Below are 17,610 nucleotides of genomic sequence, written 5' to 3' on the forward strand. Positions count from 1 at the left end.
TTCCCGTCAGCGGCAGCCGGGTTTCGCTGCCGCCGGCCCACGTATCCCACGGCGGCCAATGTTCTACCTGTTCAGGAGCAAGCCCATGAAGAAGACCCTGGCCGTACTGGCCGCCGTGCTGTCGCTGTCGGCGCACGCCAACGAGAAACTGGTGGTGGGCGCCACCCCGGTGCCGCATGCCGAGATCCTCGAGTTCGTCAAACCGGCGCTGGCGGCCGAAGGCGTGGACCTGGACATCAAGGTGTTCAGCGATTTCATCCAGCCCAACCTGCAACTGGCCGAGAAGAACCTGGACGCCAACTACTACCAGTACCGGCCGTTCCTCGACGAATTCAACGCCACCCGCAAGACCGACCTGGTGCCGGTGGTGGGCGTGCACATCGAGCCTTTCGGTGCGTACTCCACCCGCATCAGGAGCATCGCCGAGCTCAAGGACGGCGCCAGCGTCGCCATCCCCAACGACCCGGTCAACGCCGGGCGTGCCCTGGTGCTGCTGCACGAAGCCGGGCTGCTCACCCTCAAGGACCCGAGCAACACCCTGGCGACCCAGCGCGACATCGCGGCCAACCCAAGGCACCTGAAGATTCGCGAACTCGAAGGCGCGCTGCTGGCCCGTGCGGTGAACCAGGTGGACCTGGCGTTCGTCTTCGCCAACTACGCGCTGGAGGCGGGCATCGATACCAGCAGCGCGCTGATCGTGGAGAAGGGCAAGGACCTTTACGTGGAGTACCTGGTCGCGCGCCCCGACAACATCGATGACCCGCGCATCCAGAAGCTGGCCAAGGCGCTGAACTCGCCACAGGTGCGCGACTTCATCCTGACCCGCTACAAGGGCCAGATAGTGCCCGGCTTCTGAGCCCCGGTGGCCCGCGCTGGCGACAGCGCGGGCCTTGGTCGAATCGCATCCTTCGCAGGGCAGGCCTTGATCCATGGTCAGTTTCAATCAACAGCCGCTGGCAGGCGCCGTGCATATCCGCCTGGTGGGGCTCGGCAAGCAGTACCCGGGGCGCGAGCGCACTGTGCATGCGCTGCGCGACATCAACCTGGAGATACGCCGGGGCGAGGTGTTCGGCATCATCGGGCGCAGCGGCGCGGGCAAGTCGTCGCTGCTGCGTTCGCTCAACCGCCTGGAGCAACCCAGCAACGGCCAGGTGCTGATCGACGGCGAGGACATCGCCGGCTACGACACCGCGCAACTGGCCCGCCAGCGCCAGCGCACCGGCATGATCTTCCAGCACTTCAACCTGATGTCGGTGAAAACCGTCGGCGAGAACATCGGCCTGCCGCTCAAGCTGGCCGGCATTGGCCGCGCCGAGCGCGAGCGGCGGGTGAGCGAGATGCTGCAACTGGTGGGCCTGGAGGACAAGCGCGATGCCTTCCCCGCACAGCTGTCCGGTGGCCAGAAGCAGCGCGTCGGCATCGCCCGGGCGCTGGTGCTGCAGCCCGACCTGCTGCTGTGCGACGAGGCGACCTCGGCGCTGGACCCGCAAAGCACCCAGTCGATTCTGGCGTTGCTACGCGATATCAACCGGCGCCTGAACCTGACCATCGTGCTGATTACCCACGAGATGGAAGTGATCCGCGAGCTGTGCGACCGCGTGGTGGTGCTGGAGGCGGGCGAGGTGGTGGAGCAGGGCGAGGTGTGGCGGGTGTTCGGCTGCCCGTGCCACGAGGTGACCCGCACCCTGCTGCGCACCCTGCACCCTGGCGGCGCCCATGACCTGGCCCCAGCCAGCGCCGGCGACTGGCTGCTCGACCTGCATTACACCGGGGCCCGTGGCCAGGCGCCGGAGCTGAGCGCGATCAGCGCGGCACTGGGTTACCCGACCCACCTGGTGCAGGCCAATATCGAGCGTATCCAGGGGCGTATCCTTGGCCGTCTGCGCGTGCGCGTGGAGGCCCCTGAACAGGTGTGTGCGCAGGTGCTGCAGCAGGCCCGCACAGTGGCCGACAGCGTCGAGCGGGTGGCCGCACGGGCCTGAGCCGACCCGCCTGCACCGGGTAGCCCGGGCCCTGCCCGTTACTGGCTGGCGGCGGGCCTGGCCTGGCCGGCACGCACGTCGAAGGCGCCCCCGGTGAAGGCGCCATCCACCGTCACCTTGCTTTTGCCGGGCAGCAGCGGGAACACCAGTTCGGCGAAGCGGTAGGCTTCCTCCAGGTGCGGGTAGCCCGACAGCACGAAGCGGTCCACGCCCAGGGCGACGTACTCCTGCAGCCGTGCCGCCACCGTGGCCGGGTCGCCGACCAGTGCGGTGCCGGCGCCGCCACGCACCAGGCCGACCCCGGCCCACAGGTTGGGCGAGACTTCCAGCCGGTCGCGGCGCCCGCCGTGCAGCGCGGCCATGCGCCGCTGGCCTTCGGAATCCATGCTGGCGTAGTTGGCCTGTGCGGCGGCGATGGTGGCCTCGTCCAAGTGGCTGATCAGTTCCTCGGCCGCCGCCCAGGCCTGTTCACTGGTTTCACGCACAATCACATGCAGGCGCACGCCAAACTGCACCGTGCGCCCGTGGCGGGCGGCACGGGCGCGCACGTCGGCGATCTTTTCGGCCACCGCGGCGGGTGGCTCGCCCCAGGTCAGGTAGGCGTCCACATGCCTGGCCGCCAGCTCGTGCGCGGCGGCTGACGAGCCACCGAAGTACAGCGGCGGGTAGGGCGTCTGCACCGGCGCGAAGAAGTTCTGCGCGCCCTCCACCCGCAGGTGCTCGCCGTGAAAGTCGACCCGTTCGCCACTGAGCAGTTGACGCCACACGGTGAGGAATTCGTCGGCGGCGTCGTAGCGCTGGTCGTGCGCGAGAAACACGCCATCGGCGGCCAGCTCGGTGGCATCGCCGCCGGGCACCACGTTGAGCAGCAGGCGTCCGCCGCTGGCCTGGTCGAGGGTGGCGGCCTGGCGCGCCGACGCGGTGGGGTTGCCCAGCGAGGTGCGCAGGGCCACCAGCAGCTTGAGGCGGTGGGTCACCGGCACCAGGCTGGCGGCGGTGACCCAGGGGTCGAGGCAGCTACTGCCGGTGGGGATGAGAATGCCGTCATAGCCGAGGTTCTCGGCGGCCACGGCAATCTGGCGCATGTAGGCGTTGGTGGCCGGGCGCCCGCTGGCGGAGTGGCCGAGGTAGCGGGTGTCGCCGGAGGTGGGCAGAAACCAGAAGATATCGAGGCTCATGGTGGGGTGCTCGTTGCAGGAAGAATGGGCCACCGCCCCGGCCGGGACGGCGTGCAACGCAAGGTGGGTGAAGTCGCTGCTTGCTTGGGCAAGTCTGGGTCAGATCGACAGGTTGATGACGCGTGTGGCGTTCGGCTCCGGTGGCGGCTGGCGCTTGTTCACCACGAGTTCGCCGATGCGGATCAGCAGGGCACGGGTGACGTTGCGGCTCAGGCCGAGCAGGCGCGCGGTGTGCACCTGGTTGTAGTGGCAGAAGCGGTAGGCACTGCGCAGCAGCGCCTCCTCGACCTTTTCATGCAGCGCGCCGTGCTCTTCTTCGAACAGCTTCTGAAACGCGCGCTGCAACAGGGCGTTGGCGGATGTGTCCGGGGCGGGTGTGCCCTCGGGCCGCTCGATGCGCAGGTTGGACAGGCGCAGGTCGTCCTGCTGGATCACGCCGTCATGGCAGATCAGCAGGGTGTGGTGGATGACGTTTTCCAGCTCGCGGATGTTGCCCGGCCAGTCGTAGCTGGCCAGCTTGTGCTCGGCCTCGCTGCTCAACTGCACATCGCCATAGCCCAGGCGGGCGCTGTAGCTGGCCATGAAGTGGCGGGTCAGCGGCAGGATATCGCCGGGGCGCTCGCGCAGCGGGTACAGCTGCAGGCTGACCACGTTGAGGCGGTAGAACAGGTCTTCGCGAAAGTGCCCGGCGTTGATCGCCTTTTCCAGCTGCACGTTGGTGGCGGCCAGCACGCGCACGTTGATCGGGATGCTCTTGCGCGACCCCAGGCGCACCACTTCGCGCTCCTGCAGCACACGCAGCAGCTTGACCTGGATGGCCATCGGCAGGTCGCCGATCTCGTCGAGAAACAGCGTGCCGCCGTCGGCTTCCTCGAACCAGCCGGCCTTGGACGCCAGGGCGCCGGTGAAGGCGCCCTTTTCGTGGCCGAACAGTTCGGCCTCGACCAGCGACTCGGAGAACGCCCCGCAGTTGACCGCCACGAACGGCCCGTGGTGGCGCCGGCTGAGGTTGTGGATATGTCGCGCCACCAGCTCCTTGCCCGTACCGGTTTCGCCAATGATCAGCACGCTGGCCTCACTCGGCGCGACCTGCTGCAGGTGGGCGAGCAGCGCCTGCGACCTCGGGTCTTCGAACACCTGTGCGGTGGCCCTGATCGAGGTGGCCAGGGTTGGCGATGGCGGGAGCGTCAACAGGTGCATGGGCAGCCCTCAGGAGTAGAAGGACGGGGCGGGCACCGTCCGGTTCAGGGCCCAGTCACCCAGCTCGTGGACCTTGTAGTCCACCGGGTCGTGCAGGGTCTGGGTGCGCAGGTTGCGCCAGTAGCGATCGAAGCGCAGCGAGGCATGCGTGGCGCGCGCGCCGGTCACTTCGAACAGGCGGTTGCACAGGTCCAGGCCGGTGCGGGTGGCCGCCACCTTAGCCGCGGCGATGGACAGCGCCAGTTGCCCGCGCTCGTCGCTGCTCAGCGTGGGGCCCTTGTGCCAGGCTTCGTCGAGCTGGTTGCAGGCGCGTTCGGCCAGCAGCCGAACGCCTTCCAGGCCCACCCAGAAGTCGCCGTAGTGGCGCAGGATGTACGGGTCTTCGCTGACATGCCGGGCGTTGGACTTGAACCACGGTCGCCCTTCCTTGAGCGTGTATTGGCGTGCTTCTTCCAGCGCACCTTCGGCGATGCCGAGGAAGATGTGCGCAAAGTGCAGTTGCGCGATCAGCGGGCGCAGGCAGGCGAACGGAGTGCTCAGCGGGCCGGGGTCGAGCAGCAGTTCGGATTCCTCGACGCGCACGCGCTCGAAGGTGGCGCTGCCGCTGTCGGTCTGGCGCTGGCCCATGTTGTTCCAGTCGCCATGCAGGGTGATGCCGGTACGTGCCGTGGGGATGGCGGCGATCAGCAACTTGCCGCCGGCGCTTTCATCCACCGCCGAGGCGATCAGCATTTCCGAGTCGCTGGCGCCGGAGCAGAAGCTCTTCTTGCCCGAGAATTCGCGCCAGCCGTCGTACTTCTTGACCACGGTGCGGGTGTCGAGCGGGTTCAGGGCATTGCCCCAGAACCAGTTCTTGCGGGCGGTCTGTTCGAACCAGGGCTGCCACTGGTCGGGGCTGGAGAACAGGCGCACGGTGGCCAGCATCAGGTGCTGGAAGCCGAACACGTGGGCGATGGAGCTGTCGACCCGGGCGAACTCGCGCACGATGTTCAGGGTTTCGCCCCAGCTGGCGCCCATGCCGCCGAACTGCGTGGGAATGCTCAGGGCCAAGAGGCCGCTGTGGCGAATGGCGTCACGCTCGGCCTTGGGTGTGCCGCCGCGCTCGTCGCGTTCGGCGGCGGTCAGTGCGAACTCGGCGGCCAGCGCGCGCGCGGCCTGCAGCGGGCTGAGCAGGGTGGGTTCCGGTTGCTTGGCACTCATGCGGTCTGCGCCTTGGGCAGCACATCGTTGGCGATCATTTCGCCGAACGGCCCGGTCAGGTTGGTGACGCCGCGCCCGGCCAGGCTGGCGTAGGGTTCTGGCAGCAGCGGGAACACCAGCTCGGCGAAGCGGTAGGCTTCCTCCAGGTGCGGGTAGCCGGAGAAGATGAAGCTTTCGATGCCCAGGTCGGCGTATTCCTTGATGCGCGCGGCCACCTGTTGCGGGTCGCCCACCAGCGCGGTGCCGGCGCCGCCCCGTACCAGGCCCACACCGGCCCACAGGTTGGGGGCGATCTCCAGCTGGTCGCGGCGACCGCCGTGCAGGGCAGCCATGCGCCGTTGGCCTTCGGAGTCGAAGCGCGCGAAGGACTGTTGCGCCGCGGCGATGGTGTCGTCGCTGATGTGCGCGATCAGGCGGTCGGCGGCCTGCCAGGCCTCTTCGGCGGTTTCGCGCACGATCACGTGCAGGCGGATGCCGAACCTCACCGTGCGCCCGTGCCTGGCGGCGCGGGCGCGCACATCGGCGATCTTCTCGGCAACGGCGGCGGGCGGCTCGCCCCAGGTGAGGTACACGTCCAGCTGTTCGGCGGCCAGGTCATGGGCGGCGTCGGACGAGCCACCGAAGTACAGCGGCGGGTAGGGCTTTTGTACCGGTGGGTAGAGCGCCTTGGCGTTCTCGACCTTGAAGTGCTTGCCCTCGAAATCCACCGACTCGCCTTGCAGTACGCGGCGCCAGATACGCAGGAACTCGTCGGTGACCTCGTAGCGTTCGCTGTGGCTGAGGTGGATGCCATCGCCGCGGTTCTCGTCGGGGTCGCCGCCGGTGACCACGTTGATCAGCAGGCGCCCGCCGGACAGGCGGTCGAGGGTGGCGGTCATGCGCGCCGACACGGTGGGCGAGATGATGCCGGGGCGTATCGCCACCAGATAGCGCAGGCGTTCGGTCAGCGGCGCCAGGGCCGAGGCGACCACCCAGGAGTCCTCGCACGAGCGGCCGGTGGGGATCAGCACGCCGTGGTAGCCCAGGCCATCGGCGGCCTGGGCGATCTGCTTGAGGTAGTTGAGGGTGACCGGGCGCGCGCCGTCGCTGGTGCCGAGGAAATGACCGTCGCCGTGGGTGGGCAGGAACCAGAACACGTTCATCGTTCGGCCCCGCTGGCGAGCTTGCGCTGGCTGTGGGCGTGGGCGGCGAAGAACGGTGCGGCACGCTCGGCGGCCAGGCTGACACGGGCTTGCAGCACCGGGCTGCTGACCTGGTAGTTCTGCAGGTCGCCTTCGCTGCCATACACGCCGATGGGCAGGGTCAGCGCCTGGAAGAAGCTGAACAGCGGGCGCAGCTGGTGGTCGATCACCAGCGCATGCAGCGGGCTGCCACCGGTGGCGGCCAGCAGCACCGGGGTGTCGATCAGGCTGTCCTGGCCCACCAGGTCGAACAGGTGCTTGAGCAGGCCGGGGTACGAGCCGCGGTAAACCGGCGAGGCAACGATCAGCAGGTCGGCATGCTCGATGGCCTGCAGCTGCTGTTCGACCGTGGCCGGCAGTTCGGCGCGCGACAGGGCGCCGCCTACCGGGCGGGCGATCTCGCTCAGCTCGATGAGCTGGGCGTCGATGTGCAGGTGCTTGCCCAGCTCGGCGACGATCGCCTCGGTCAGTGCCAGGGTGCGTGAGGGGCGATAGGCGCCGCCGGAAACGGCGACGACCTTGAGTGCTGCGGTCATGTGTGCGTCCTGTGGTGTGGCCCTGCGCTCAGAGCGTTACCCAGGCTTGAGCAAGAGCCGTACCACAGTCGCAGGCCCCGTTTTTGCTGGGCCTGGCGCGGTAGTGAGGTGGCAATGGTGTTGGTGCGGGAGGTTTTTGTTGGCTGGCTGTTGCTGGGGCAACAGTTGCTGGGCAGACAGTTGGCTATCTGTGTAGGCCTGGCGCGCTACTGCTTGGGTTGCAGCGAATCGTGTTGCATCAACTTGCCGCGTTGGCGAAGTACTGGCTGGGCGCCGCGCCCAGCACGCGCCGGAACACACTGGTGAACGCACTGGGGCTGCTGTAGCCAAGGTCCGTCGCCACCCGCGTGATCGCCTCGCCATTGCCCAGGCGCACCACCGCCGCCATCAGGCATGCCTGCTGTCGCCATGCCACGAAGCTGATGCCGGTGTGCTGGCGAAACAGCCGGGTGAAGGTGCGCCGGCTCATGCCCACCTGGCGGGCCATGTCATCGATCCCTGTATCCAGCGAGGGCTGTGCCAGCAAGTGCTGGCAGGCCCGGGCGAGCCTGGGTTCGCTGGGCAGCGGTGCATTCAGCGACAGCGCCGGCATGTCGGCAATCTCGTGCAGCAGCAGGTTCATCAGGTAGCCCTCGCGGCTGCCTTCGGCATACAGCGCCGGCACATCCCGGGCGCGCAGCAGCAGTTGGCGCAGCAGCGTCGACACACCGAACACCTGGCAGTGTTCGGGCAGGCCGAGGCGGGTGGCGGCAGGCTGGCGCACATAGGTGTTCAGCATCGTCACCGGGCCGTTCATGCTCATCTCGTGGGGCACGCCTGCGGGCACCCAGATGGCCCGCTGCGGCGGCACCACCCAGTTGCCCTGGCGGGTGAACACCGTGATCACCCCGCAGGCAGCATAGGCGAACTGCCCACGCTGATGGGTATGCAAGGCAAAGTGCTGCCCGTCGTCATAGTCGTTGGCTGTGACCACGGCGTCGCGGGGGGTGTGTTCATAGGGGTCGATGTCGATTTCGCGCATGGCCCGAATTTAATGATCTATGACCTGATAGTGCAAGCGAGCCAGTGTGCTCATTGCGCATAGTGGCGCCCTGACTTTCGGGATAGGTACGCCATGCAAAAGAAACATCTGGCCCTGGCCGTGCTGGTGACGGCGGTGTGGGGGTTCAACTTTCCCATCACCAAGCTCGGCCTGGCCGCAATTGACCCGCTGCTGTTGACGGCGTTGCGATTCACCCTGGCGGCGTTGCCGTGGGTGTTCTTCATCCGGCGCCCGGCGGTCGGCCTGGGCTGGGTGGCCGCGTACGGGTTGATCTTTGGCGTGGCGATGTGGGCGTTGATCAACCTGGGAATCGAGCTGGGCGTGCCGCCGGGCACGGCGGCGTTGCTGGTGCAGTTCAGTGCGTTTTTCACCCTGGGTTGGGGCGTGTTGCTGTTTCGCGAACGCCTTGGCGTGGGGCAGGGCGTCGGGGTGGGGCTGGCAGTGCTGGGGCTGGTGTCCATCATCGATGGCAGGCCAGGCGATGGCTCGGTGGTGGGTTATGGCTTGTTGCTGGTGAGTGCGTTCAGCTGGAGTGTGGGCAATGTCATCATCAAGCGCTCGAAGGTGCGCGAGATGTTTGCCTTTGTGGTGTGGGCGAGCCTGTTCGCACCGCTGCCGCTGGTGCTGCTCACCTGGCTGATGCATGGCAACGCGCCGTTCACCGGGGTGGCTGCGCAGGTGGGGTGGGTGGCGGTGTTTTCGCTGGTGTTCCAGGTGTATGCGGCGACACACTTCTGTTACTGGGGTTGGAACCTGCTGCTGCGTGAGTACCCAGTGTCGAAGGTGGCGCCGTTGTCGTTGCTGATCCCGGTATTCGGGGTGGCAGGGTCGATGGTGCTGCTGGGGCACCGGGTGGATGCGCACGAGGCGGTTTCGATCGGGTTGATTCTGGCGGCGCTGGGGGCGGGGTTCGTGAAGTGGCCTTGGCGGGCGCATTCGACAGCAAGGCTGGCGCCTACAGGGGAGCGCGAGACGGTGTAGGCGCCAGCGTTGCTGGCGAAGGGAGGTGACATGCTCTTGCAGCTGCAATAGCTGGCGGTTTTTTAACCTTGGGAAATGTACCGCTTCAAATCAGGAATTGTCTTGTTCCAGAGGCATGCGCAAGCGCCCATCGTATTCCAGTTGCTCGTTCGAAAGGCGAGCGATTCACCGGCAGTCTGGTAAGCATCCAAACGTGATCTTGCTTGAGTGGCAGATATACGGATGGCCAAGCGGTTGGCCAAAGAGGTTTGACCATGAGCGTTACATTGATTCCATTCGACATGGCGGCACTGCTTGATAGTGATGAAGCCATCAGCGAGTACTTGTCTCAGGTGCTGGCAGAGGGCGACAGCGACGAGCTTTTACGTGCAATAGGGTACGTGGCCAAAGCGCGCGGAATGTCGCTGGTTGCCAAAGAGACTGGATTGGGAAGAGAGAGCCTTTACAAGGCCTTCGCGCCAGGCGCCAAGCCTCGTTTCGATACGGTGCTGAAGGTGATGCATGCGCTGGGAATCGAACTCTGTGCGCGCTCGCATCGAGGGGCTTCGGTGTAGGTTGATTCTGGAATGCTTCAGCGACTTTTTTGTCTGGAAACAACTTCTGAGCTGCCTGTATGGCAGCCCAGAAAAATCACCGTGTCCTCAGTGAATCGGCTCAGAGTGAACGCTGAAGAACTCAGCGGAACACTGCTGCTCGACCTACCGTTTGGGGGAGTAGCAATCCCCAAGCCCTGGTGGCGGGTAGCCCGCGCCAACCGGTGAGGGCACTGATCGCTACTGCACCGGATCACTCACCGGCTTGGCAATGATCGCCTTGAGTTCACTGGTCATCGGGAACTCGAGGTTCAAGCCTTTTGGCGGGATCGGCTGCTCAAACCAGCGCTGGTAGATCCCGTTGATCTCCCCCGAGCTATACAGCTCGCCCAGTGTCGAATTCACCAGTGCGAGGAATTGCGGATCGTCCTTGCGCACCATGCAGCTGTAGATTTCCCGCGACTGCTCCTCCCCAACCACTACCCACTTGTGCGGATCGCGAGCCTTGGCGCGCTCGCCGTAGAGCAACGCATCGTCCATGTAGAACGCCGCTGCCCGACCGGACTGCAACAGCTGGAAGGCTTCGCCGTGGTCCTTGGCGCTGATCACGAACATGTCGATCTTGTTATCGATGTTGTAGCTCTTCAGATAGCGCTCGTTGGTGGTGCCGGCGGTGGTCACCACGTTCTTGCCGCGCAGGTCGGCGAAGCTCTTGATCCCACTGTCGTTGGCGGTCAGCAACTGGCCTTTGACGTAGATGAAGCCGTAGGAAAACGCCACCTGTTTTTGCCGCTCAGCGGTCACGCCGGTCGAGCCACATTCCAGGTCGACCGTGCCGTTCTGCACCAGCGGAATGCGGGTTTGCGAAGTCACCAGGTTGTACTTGACCTTGAGCTGGGGCGCCGCGAGCTTTTGCTGCACGCGCTCGACGATCTTGTTCGCCAGGTCCACCGAGTAACCCATCGGTTGACCCGAGTGATCGCCCACGTAGGAGAAGGGTACCGACGCATCGCGATAACCCAGGGTAATGCTGTTGGTACTGGCAATCTTGCTCAGGGTCGGCCCCAGCGAGGTTTCTTCAGCCTGCACTTGAGTGCCGAGCAATACGCCCAGGGTGCAGCCGAGCAACGTGATTTTTTGCATTGTTATTCTCCGTTGTGGGTGATGGATTGCTTAGCGGCGGGCCGCGATAACGCTGATTTCGACTCGCACCTGCGGGCGGGCCAGCTCGGCCTGCAAGGTCGTGCGACTCGGTGCCTGGCCAGGCGACAACCAGTCCGACCATACGTAGTTCATCGCCGCGAAATCCTCACCAATGTCCTTCAGGTAAATGGTCGCGCTGAGCAGGTGATCCTTGTCGCTGCCCGCCTCGGCCAACAGTGCGTCGATTTTTGCCAGCACCTGGCGAGTCTGGCCAGCGGCGTCGGTGGCATCACCCGGTACTTGGCCGGAGAGAAACACCAGGTCGCCAAAGGTCACGGCAGCGGACAAGCGTGGATTGGTCTGGATGCGGCTGATGGTCATCGGATAGTCCTTCTCTTGGGTAATTTCAGGCAACACGGGGCGCAAAGCCCTGCAGATCAATGGAGGGGCGGCGCTGGCCGATCAGCTCGCTGAGCAACTGCGCACTGCCGCAGGCCAGGGTGAAGCCCAGGGCACCATGGCCGAGGTTGAGCCACAGGTTGCGATACGCCGTTGCGCCCAGCAGCGGCACGCCGCTAGGGGTCGCCGGGCGCATACCGGCCCACTCGATGGCCTGCTCGTAGTCGCCGGCATTGGCGAAGGTGTCACGCGCCTGGCGCTTGATCAGGGCCAGCCGCTTGGGGTCCAGCGCCGGTTCAAAGCCGACGATGTCGACCATGGCCGCTACCCGCAGTTGCTCGCCGATGCGGGCGTAGACGATCTTGCGGTCATAGTCAGTGATGCTCAGGTCCGGGGCCCGGTGGTGGGCGCCGATCGGCACGGTGAGGCTATAGCCCTTGAGCGGGTACAGGGGCAGGTGCACCCCTGGCAACGTCAGCAGTGGGCTGCGATGGCCGGCGGCAATCACCAGATGCTCCACTGGCAGCACTTCATCCCCCAGTTCAATTGCGCTCACCATGCCATTGGCCTGGCGAATACCGGTCACGGCCTGGCCCAGGCGGAACTCGCAACGGCCCGAGGCCCGCAAACGCGCCGCCAGTTGCTGGCAGAAGCCGTGGCAGTCACCGACCTCTTCATCGGGGGTGTAGATCGCGCCAATAAAGGGGGCATCGGCCAGCGCCGGGTCCAGGCGGGCGCAGTCGGCAGACGACAGCACCTGCTGTTGCTGGGGGGCGGCCAGCCTGTGGCGGGCGTGCTCGAAGCTCGCGGTGTTGCGAAAGGTCACCAGCTTGCCATTGCGCCGCCAGTGGAAACCGTCCAGGGCATCGTCTTCGCGCCAGGCCTGCAGGGTGGCCTGGCTGAACAACGCCAGGCGCAGCAGGTGGGCTGCATTGGTGCGGTTGACGGAGGAGCGGCAGGCCCCCAGAAAGGACGCCATCCAGCGCCACTGCGCCGGGTCCAGGCGGGGGCGCAGCTTCAACGGTGAGTCACCGCGCAGCATCCAGCCGATGGCCTGCAATGGCACGCCGGCATCGGCCAGGGGCGCCACGTAGCGATAGGACAACTGGCCGCCATTGGCAAAGCTGGTTTCACTGCCCAGCGAATCCCGCGCCTCGACCAGGGTCACCTCAACGCCATCGCGCACCAGTGCGTAAGCTGTTGCCAGGCCAATGACGCCGCCGCCGATGATGCATACACGCTGAGCCATGTCAGTCCTTAGCCGTGGTTGAGACGAGACCGAGGTTAGAGCCAGGTGACAGGCGCCGAACAATGAATAAAGATGGTCATCCCATAAACAAAGGTTATGGACTCGCCATGCGCCTTCGCCACATCGAGATCTTCCAGGCCATCCGCCAGACCGGTTCGGTCAGCGCTGCCGCGCAGTTACTGCACGTCTCCCAACCCGCCGTGACCAAAGTGCTGCAACACGCTGAGCAGCATCTGGGTTTCCCGTTGTTTCTACGGGTGCGCGGCAAACTCCAGGCCACCCCGGAAGCGCTGGAGCTGGAGCGTGAGGTCGACAAGGTCACCGAAAGCCTGCAAGGGGTGCGACGCCTGGCCCAGAGCCTGCGCCGCGAGCCGGGCCACAGCCTGCGGATCGGCGCGACCCCGGCACTGGCCCTGTCGTTGTTGCCGCCGGCCATTCATGAATGGACGCAACGCTATCCGGAGATCGCCTGCGAGCTGTCCAGTGCCCATAGCCGCGAGCTGGTGCAGAACCTGCTGATGCGCGAAATCGATGTCGCCCTGACCCTGCAACTACCCGATCACCCGGGGCTCAAGGCCCAGGCGCTGGCCAGTGGGGTGTTGGTGGCGTTGGCGCCGGCCGGTTACTGGCCCCAGGAGGAAGAAGGCAAGCCGCTGCCGCTGCAGGCCCTGGCCGACGCGCCGCTGATCGGGCTGTCCAGTGCCGATCCGCTGTCGGCCCGCCTCGACAGCTATCTCGAGGCGGTAGAGCCGCCGCCACGGGTGAGCATCGCGGTGCAAACCTATTCACTGGCCAGGGCGATGGTCGAATCCGGTGCAGGGCTGGCGGTGATCGATCCCTTCACCGCCCTCAGCGCGTCGCCTGGGGCCACCGCCATTCGCCCCCTGGCTCCAGCGTTGCCGATCACCCTGTACGCGGTGACCCGCGCTGCCGAACCGCCACCGCATACACTGGGCGAGCTGCTGACGATCTTCAGCACTCGTGCGCAGGGGCAATTGGATTGTTGGCGCTGAAGCGTTGACTTGCCAGGGAAGGGGATGAAACCCCAGAGACTAAAAAGCCCGCAGTCAGCGGGCTTTATGGGTGTTGCGTAGTCGTCGTTGGACGGCTATGTACATCGAAATAGTAATGGGTTTGGAAGCCATTCGGTAAGAACATCCAAAACAGAGTTGGGCTGTGATAAGCGATGTGTTTTCCACCGCATACGAAAACCGTAATTGCTACATTAGAGCGTGCAGATGTAAAAAACCTTGTCATCATTTCATGGGTAGGTCATAAAGCAGAGGGTTTGTTGCGGATGACTGTTGACAGGTATTCCGAAGGAAAGCACTTGAAGAACTCGCATACAAGTTCCAGTCTTAAATATATTGCATCCCCGCGATGTTGGAATGCTGGCGTTTAACTATTGCTCAAATGGTGATAGTATTTTGCCTTACCAGCAAGACTTGGCTCTCGCGATTCAACTGAATGGATAAGGAAAAGATGGAAAAAATTAAAAGCTTTGTGTTGGCATCGTTGGTTGCCGCTTTTGCGTGCACAGCATCAGCAGAAACCTTTGAACACGTCGAGCTTGATAAAGACAGAAGAAGCGTTGAGTATTCTGGACCTATCAATAAGACAATCAGTGCTATTAAAGAGCGTAAATGGCTAGGACAAACCAAGGCTATGGATGGTGGGGTCGTGTTCACCCCTTATGTGAATCCCCAATTCGGTAAGAACAATACTGAATCCGGGGGTGCCATTATGGTGACTGCTACATTCTATCTCTATGACAAGCCAGTCAAAGAAGCGTTGATGGTTGCACGTCAAAGTCAAATTCCCGGTTTTGTTGAGTTTTATGGCTATGATTCAAGGGAGCTTCAAATGCATATAAGAATGGTTGACGATGACACCTTTCAATCGTTCGCAAGTGATACGCAATATCGCTCTCCTGAAAAGCTGAATACTTACAAGAAAGTCGACAGTTTCAATAAGAGTAATTACAAGAGCGAGTTGAAGTCTGCCTTGGATGATGGCACTGTTTTTTGAAATGTGTAAACGACAATAAAGCACATCAGTGTTTTTGTTGATTTGAGGTCGATGAAGAGAAGATAGACCGCGTTCGTATAATGGTCGATAACTATCAGGCTGCCTTTCAAGGTGGCCTTTTCAATGCCTGCTATACAGTTGCCAAGCATTGTTGAATGCTTGATTTGTTCGGTCTTTTAATTTCGATGACAGTCAAATAATGGCTTAATGCAACGAGATATTGTGTCAATGGTAGATTGAAAATATATGTAGGGTTGGATGGTAGTTGTCAAAAATTAAAAGTTAGGGGTAGACCTTAATCGGCGCTGCTATATAAGATTCTATGTGTGCTCAATTTTCATGCTTGAACACGTTCAACCACAAAAAACGACCTTGCCGGAGACGCGAAGGTTTTTGAATACCCATAAAATGTATTGATTTTTGTGGGTTTGTATGATCTTGACTTCGCGTGATGTGACGCTTTGGGGCCGCATTTTCCGAGGGAAATGGGTTTGAGAAGAACAGATTTTCTGGATAGAAAAAGGGGTAGAAATTTCTTTCTACCCCTTCTCTAAGTCCTTGATTTACAAGGATTTGTATGGTGCCCCGAGGGAGACTCGAACTCCCACTCCTTTCGAAAACGGATTTTGAATCCGCCGCGTCTACCAATTCCGCCATCAGGGCTTGTGGCGGCGAAGTATAGTGAGGCGCCTACCGTTGGTCAATCAGCTTTCATGGTCAATTTTGCCGCTTTCCGCTAAACTTTGCGGCCCTGTCAAACCGATCACCATCATGCGCGTCGCCGATTTCTCCTTTGAGCTTCCAGATTCCCTGATCGCCCGCCATCCACTGGCTGAACGGCGCAGCAGCCGGCTGTTGACCCTCGACGGGCCCACCGGCGCGCTCGCGCATCGCCAGTTCACCGACCTGCTCGAGCACCTGCGCCCGGGCGATCTGATGGTGTTCAACAACACCCGGGTGATCCCGGCCCGACTGTTCGGCCAGAAGGCCTCCGGCGGCAAGCTGGAGATCCTCATCGAGCGCGTGCTCGACAGCCATCGCGTGCTCGCCCACGTGCGCTCTAGCAAGTCGCCCAAGCCAGGCACCCAGCTGCTGATCGACGGCGGCGGCGAAGCCGAGATGGTCGCGCGCCACGACGCGCTGTTCGAGCTGCGCTTCACCGAAGAGGTGCTGCCACTGCTCGACCGCGTCGGGCACATGCCGTTGCCTCCTTATATAGACCGCCCCGACGAAGGCGCCGACCGCGAGCGCTATCAGACGGTCTATGCGCAGCGCTCCGGCGCCGTGGCCGCGCCCACCGCCGGCCTGCACTTCGATGAAGAGCTGATGGGCAAGATCGCCGAAAAGGGCGTGAGCACCGCCTTCGTCACCCTGCACGTGGGCGCCGGCACCTTCCAGCCGGTGCGCGTGGAGCGCATTGAAGATCACCACATGCATAAAGAGTGGCTCGAAGTGGGCCAGGACGTGGTGGACGCCGTGGCCGAATGCCGGGCGCGCGGCGGGCGGGTGATCGCGGTCGGCACCACCAGCGTGCGCTCGCTGGAAAGCGCGGCGCGCGACGGTACGCTCAAGCCGTTCAGCGGCGATACCGACATCTTTATTTTCCCGGGCCGCCCGTTCCACGTGGTCGACGCCCTGGTGACCAACTTCCATTTGCCCGAATCCACGCTGCTGATGCTGGTTTCGGCCTTCGCCGGTTACCCCGAGACCATGGCTGCCTACGCCGCAGCGGTGGAAAACGGCTACCGCTTCTTCAGTTACGGTGATGCCATGTTCATCACCCGCAATCCGGCGCCACGCGGGCCCGAGGATCAAGCATGAGTCGCACCTGTCGTATGTCCTTCGAGTTGCTGGCCACCGACGGCAAGGCCCGTCGCGGCCGCCTGACATTCCCCCGGGGCGTGGTCGAAACCCCGGCCTTCATGCCGGTGGGCACCTATGGCACGGTCAAGGGCATGCTGCCGCGCGACATCGAGGCCATCGGCGCGCAGATGATCCTGGGCAACACCTTCCACCTGTGGCTGCGCCCGGGCACCGAGGTGATCAAGGCCCACGGCGACCTGCACGACTTCATGAAGTGGCAGGGCCCGATCCTCACCGACTCCGGCGGCTTCCAGGTGTTCAGCCTGGGCGCGATGCGCAAGATCAAGGAGGAGGGCGTGACCTTCGCCTCCCCGGTGGACGGCTCCAAGGTGTTCATGGGCCCGGAAGAGTCGATGCAGGTGCAGCGCGACCTGGGCTCGGACGTGGTGATGATTTTCGACGAGTGCACCCCGTACCCGGCCGATGAAGATGTGGCGCGCATCTCCATGGAGCTGTCGCTGCGCTGGGCCCAGCGCTCCAAGAACGCCCACGGCGACAGCACCGCGGCGCTGTTCGGCATCGTGCAGGGCGGCATGCACCGCAACCTGCGCGAGCGTTCGCTCGAGGGCCTGGACAAGATCGGCTTCGACGGCCTGGCCATTGGCGGGCTGTCGGTGGGCGAGCCCAAGCACGAGATGATCAAGGTGCTGGACTACCTGCCGGGCATGATGCCGGCTGACAAACCTCGTTACCTTATGGGGGTAGGCAAGCCGGAAGATCTCGTTGAGGGTGTGCGCCGCGGCGTCGACATGTTCGATTGCGTGATGCCCACGCGCAATGCGCGCAACGGTCATCTGTTTGTCGATACCGGCGTGCTTAAAATCCGTAACGCGTTCCATCGCCATGATGATTCGCCACTGGATCCGACCTGTGACTGCTACACCTGCCAGAACTTCTCCCGCGCTTATCTGCATCACCTGGATAAATGCGGCGAAATGTTGGGCAGCATGTTGAATACCATCCACAACTTGCGTCATTACCAGCGCCTGATGGCTGGTTTGCGCGAGGCTATTCAACAGGGTACATTGGCCGCCTTTGTCGATGCCTTTTACGCCAAGCGCGGGCTGCCTGTGCCGCCCTTGGATTGATGTTCTG

The 17,610-nt window shown here is 63.5% G+C and carries 17 protein-coding genes and 1 tRNA gene; 8 read left to right on the forward strand and 10 right to left on the reverse strand.

Annotated elements, in window-relative coordinates:
- Window positions 1-85 precede the first annotated feature (85 nt).
- Both N0B28_RS04685 and N0B28_RS04690 read left to right on the forward strand, forming a co-directional pair.
- Window positions 86-856 (forward strand): MetQ/NlpA family ABC transporter substrate-binding protein, encoded by a 771-nt coding sequence (locus tag N0B28_RS04685; RefSeq protein ID WP_043864437.1) that lies wholly within the window; start codon window positions 86-88, stop codon window positions 854-856.
- A gap of 73 nt (window positions 857-929) precedes the next feature.
- Window positions 930-1,982: a methionine ABC transporter ATP-binding protein gene (locus N0B28_RS04690; RefSeq protein ID WP_058541401.1), complete on the forward strand. Its 1,053-nt coding sequence runs from the start codon at window positions 930-932 to the stop codon at window positions 1,980-1,982.
- A gap of 38 nt (window positions 1,983-2,020) precedes the next feature.
- On the opposite strand, the gene ssuD (N0B28_RS04695) is transcribed toward N0B28_RS04690, so the two are convergent.
- The 6 genes from ssuD (N0B28_RS04695) to N0B28_RS04720 all read right to left on the reverse strand — a co-directional run bounded on the left by ssuD (N0B28_RS04695) (window position 2,021) and on the right by N0B28_RS04720 (window position 8,298).
- Window positions 2,021-3,160, reverse strand: a complete 1,140-nt coding sequence (ssuD, locus tag N0B28_RS04695) for an FMNH2-dependent alkanesulfonate monooxygenase (protein ID WP_043864439.1) — start codon at window positions 3,158-3,160, stop codon at window positions 2,021-2,023.
- Between the two features lie 99 nt (window positions 3,161-3,259).
- Window positions 3,260-4,360: a sigma-54 dependent transcriptional regulator gene (locus N0B28_RS04700; protein WP_043864440.1), complete on the reverse strand. Its 1,101-nt coding sequence runs from the start codon at window positions 4,358-4,360 to the stop codon at window positions 3,260-3,262.
- 9 nt (window positions 4,361-4,369) lie between these two features.
- The gene (locus N0B28_RS04705; RefSeq protein WP_058541402.1) at window positions 4,370-5,560 is read right to left on the reverse strand and encodes an acyl-CoA dehydrogenase family protein; all 1,191 of its coding nucleotides are present in this window, start codon (window positions 5,558-5,560) and stop codon (window positions 4,370-4,372) included.
- Window positions 5,557-6,702, reverse strand: coding sequence for an FMNH2-dependent alkanesulfonate monooxygenase (ssuD, locus tag N0B28_RS04710; RefSeq protein WP_275730624.1), 1,146 nt, complete (start codon window positions 6,700-6,702; stop codon window positions 5,557-5,559). Before ssuD (N0B28_RS04710) ends, N0B28_RS04705 begins: the two co-directional genes overlap by 4 nt.
- Window positions 6,699-7,277 carry an FMN reductase gene (gene msuE, locus N0B28_RS04715; RefSeq protein ID WP_043864443.1) on the reverse strand — a complete coding sequence of 193 codons (579 nt, stop codon included), beginning with the start codon at window positions 7,275-7,277 and terminating at the stop codon, window positions 6,699-6,701. Before msuE ends, ssuD (N0B28_RS04710) begins: the two co-directional genes overlap by 4 nt.
- 238 nt (window positions 7,278-7,515) lie before the next feature.
- Entirely contained in the window at window positions 7,516-8,298 is a 783-nt protein-coding gene (locus tag N0B28_RS04720) for a helix-turn-helix transcriptional regulator (protein WP_258661876.1), read from the reverse strand.
- A 93-nt stretch (window positions 8,299-8,391) separates the two neighbouring features.
- On the opposite strand from N0B28_RS04720, the gene N0B28_RS04725 reads away from it, so the two are divergent.
- Entirely contained in the window at window positions 8,392-9,300 is a 909-nt protein-coding gene (locus N0B28_RS04725; protein WP_275730631.1) for an EamA family transporter, read from the forward strand.
- A 254-nt stretch (window positions 9,301-9,554) separates the two neighbouring features.
- Entirely contained in the window at window positions 9,555-9,854 is a 300-nt protein-coding gene (locus N0B28_RS04730) for an addiction module antidote protein (protein ID WP_043864447.1), read from the forward strand.
- Window positions 9,855-10,073: 219 nt separating this feature from the next.
- On the opposite strand, the gene N0B28_RS04735 is transcribed toward N0B28_RS04730, so the two are convergent.
- Genes N0B28_RS04735 through N0B28_RS04745 form a run of 3 tightly spaced genes read right to left on the reverse strand, consistent with a single transcriptional unit; the run spans window position 10,074 to window position 12,624 of the window.
- Window positions 10,074-10,976 (reverse strand): transporter substrate-binding domain-containing protein, encoded by a 903-nt coding sequence (locus tag N0B28_RS04735; RefSeq protein ID WP_043864448.1) that lies wholly within the window; start codon window positions 10,974-10,976, stop codon window positions 10,074-10,076.
- Window positions 10,977-11,006: 30 nt separating this feature from the next.
- Window positions 11,007-11,357: a RidA family protein gene (locus N0B28_RS04740; RefSeq protein ID WP_043864449.1), complete on the reverse strand. Its 351-nt coding sequence runs from the start codon at window positions 11,355-11,357 to the stop codon at window positions 11,007-11,009.
- A 25-nt stretch (window positions 11,358-11,382) separates the two neighbouring features.
- On the reverse strand, window positions 11,383-12,624 hold the full coding sequence (locus N0B28_RS04745; RefSeq protein WP_275730635.1) for a D-amino acid dehydrogenase: 1,242 nt from the start codon (window positions 12,622-12,624) through the stop codon (window positions 11,383-11,385).
- 107 nt (window positions 12,625-12,731) lie between these two features.
- On the opposite strand from N0B28_RS04745, the gene N0B28_RS04750 reads away from it, so the two are divergent.
- Window positions 12,732-13,637 carry a LysR substrate-binding domain-containing protein gene (locus N0B28_RS04750; protein ID WP_275730638.1) on the forward strand — a complete coding sequence of 302 codons (906 nt, stop codon included), beginning with the start codon at window positions 12,732-12,734 and terminating at the stop codon, window positions 13,635-13,637.
- Window positions 13,638-14,091: 454 nt separating this feature from the next.
- Window positions 14,092-14,652, forward strand: coding sequence for a hypothetical protein (locus N0B28_RS04755; protein WP_143516664.1), 561 nt, complete (start codon window positions 14,092-14,094; stop codon window positions 14,650-14,652).
- 578 nt (window positions 14,653-15,230) lie between these two features.
- On the opposite strand, the gene N0B28_RS04760 is transcribed toward N0B28_RS04755, so the two are convergent.
- Window positions 15,231-15,315, reverse strand: a tRNA-Leu gene (locus tag N0B28_RS04760).
- A 108-nt stretch (window positions 15,316-15,423) separates the two neighbouring features.
- On the opposite strand from N0B28_RS04760, the gene queA reads away from it, so the two are divergent.
- Window positions 15,424-16,473: a tRNA preQ1(34) S-adenosylmethionine ribosyltransferase-isomerase QueA gene (gene queA, locus N0B28_RS04765; protein ID WP_043864453.1), complete on the forward strand. Its 1,050-nt coding sequence runs from the start codon at window positions 15,424-15,426 to the stop codon at window positions 16,471-16,473.
- Window positions 16,474-16,487: 14 nt separating this feature from the next.
- Window positions 16,488-17,603: a tRNA guanosine(34) transglycosylase Tgt gene (gene tgt, locus N0B28_RS04770; RefSeq protein WP_162484886.1), complete on the forward strand. Its 1,116-nt coding sequence runs from the start codon at window positions 16,488-16,490 to the stop codon at window positions 17,601-17,603.
- The last annotated feature ends 7 nt before the right edge of the window (window positions 17,604-17,610 follow it).

The sequence above is a fragment of the Pseudomonas sp. SD17-1 genome, assembly GCF_029201585.1.
Taxonomy (GTDB): Bacteria; Pseudomonadota; Gammaproteobacteria; order Pseudomonadales; family Pseudomonadaceae; genus Aquipseudomonas; species Aquipseudomonas palmensis.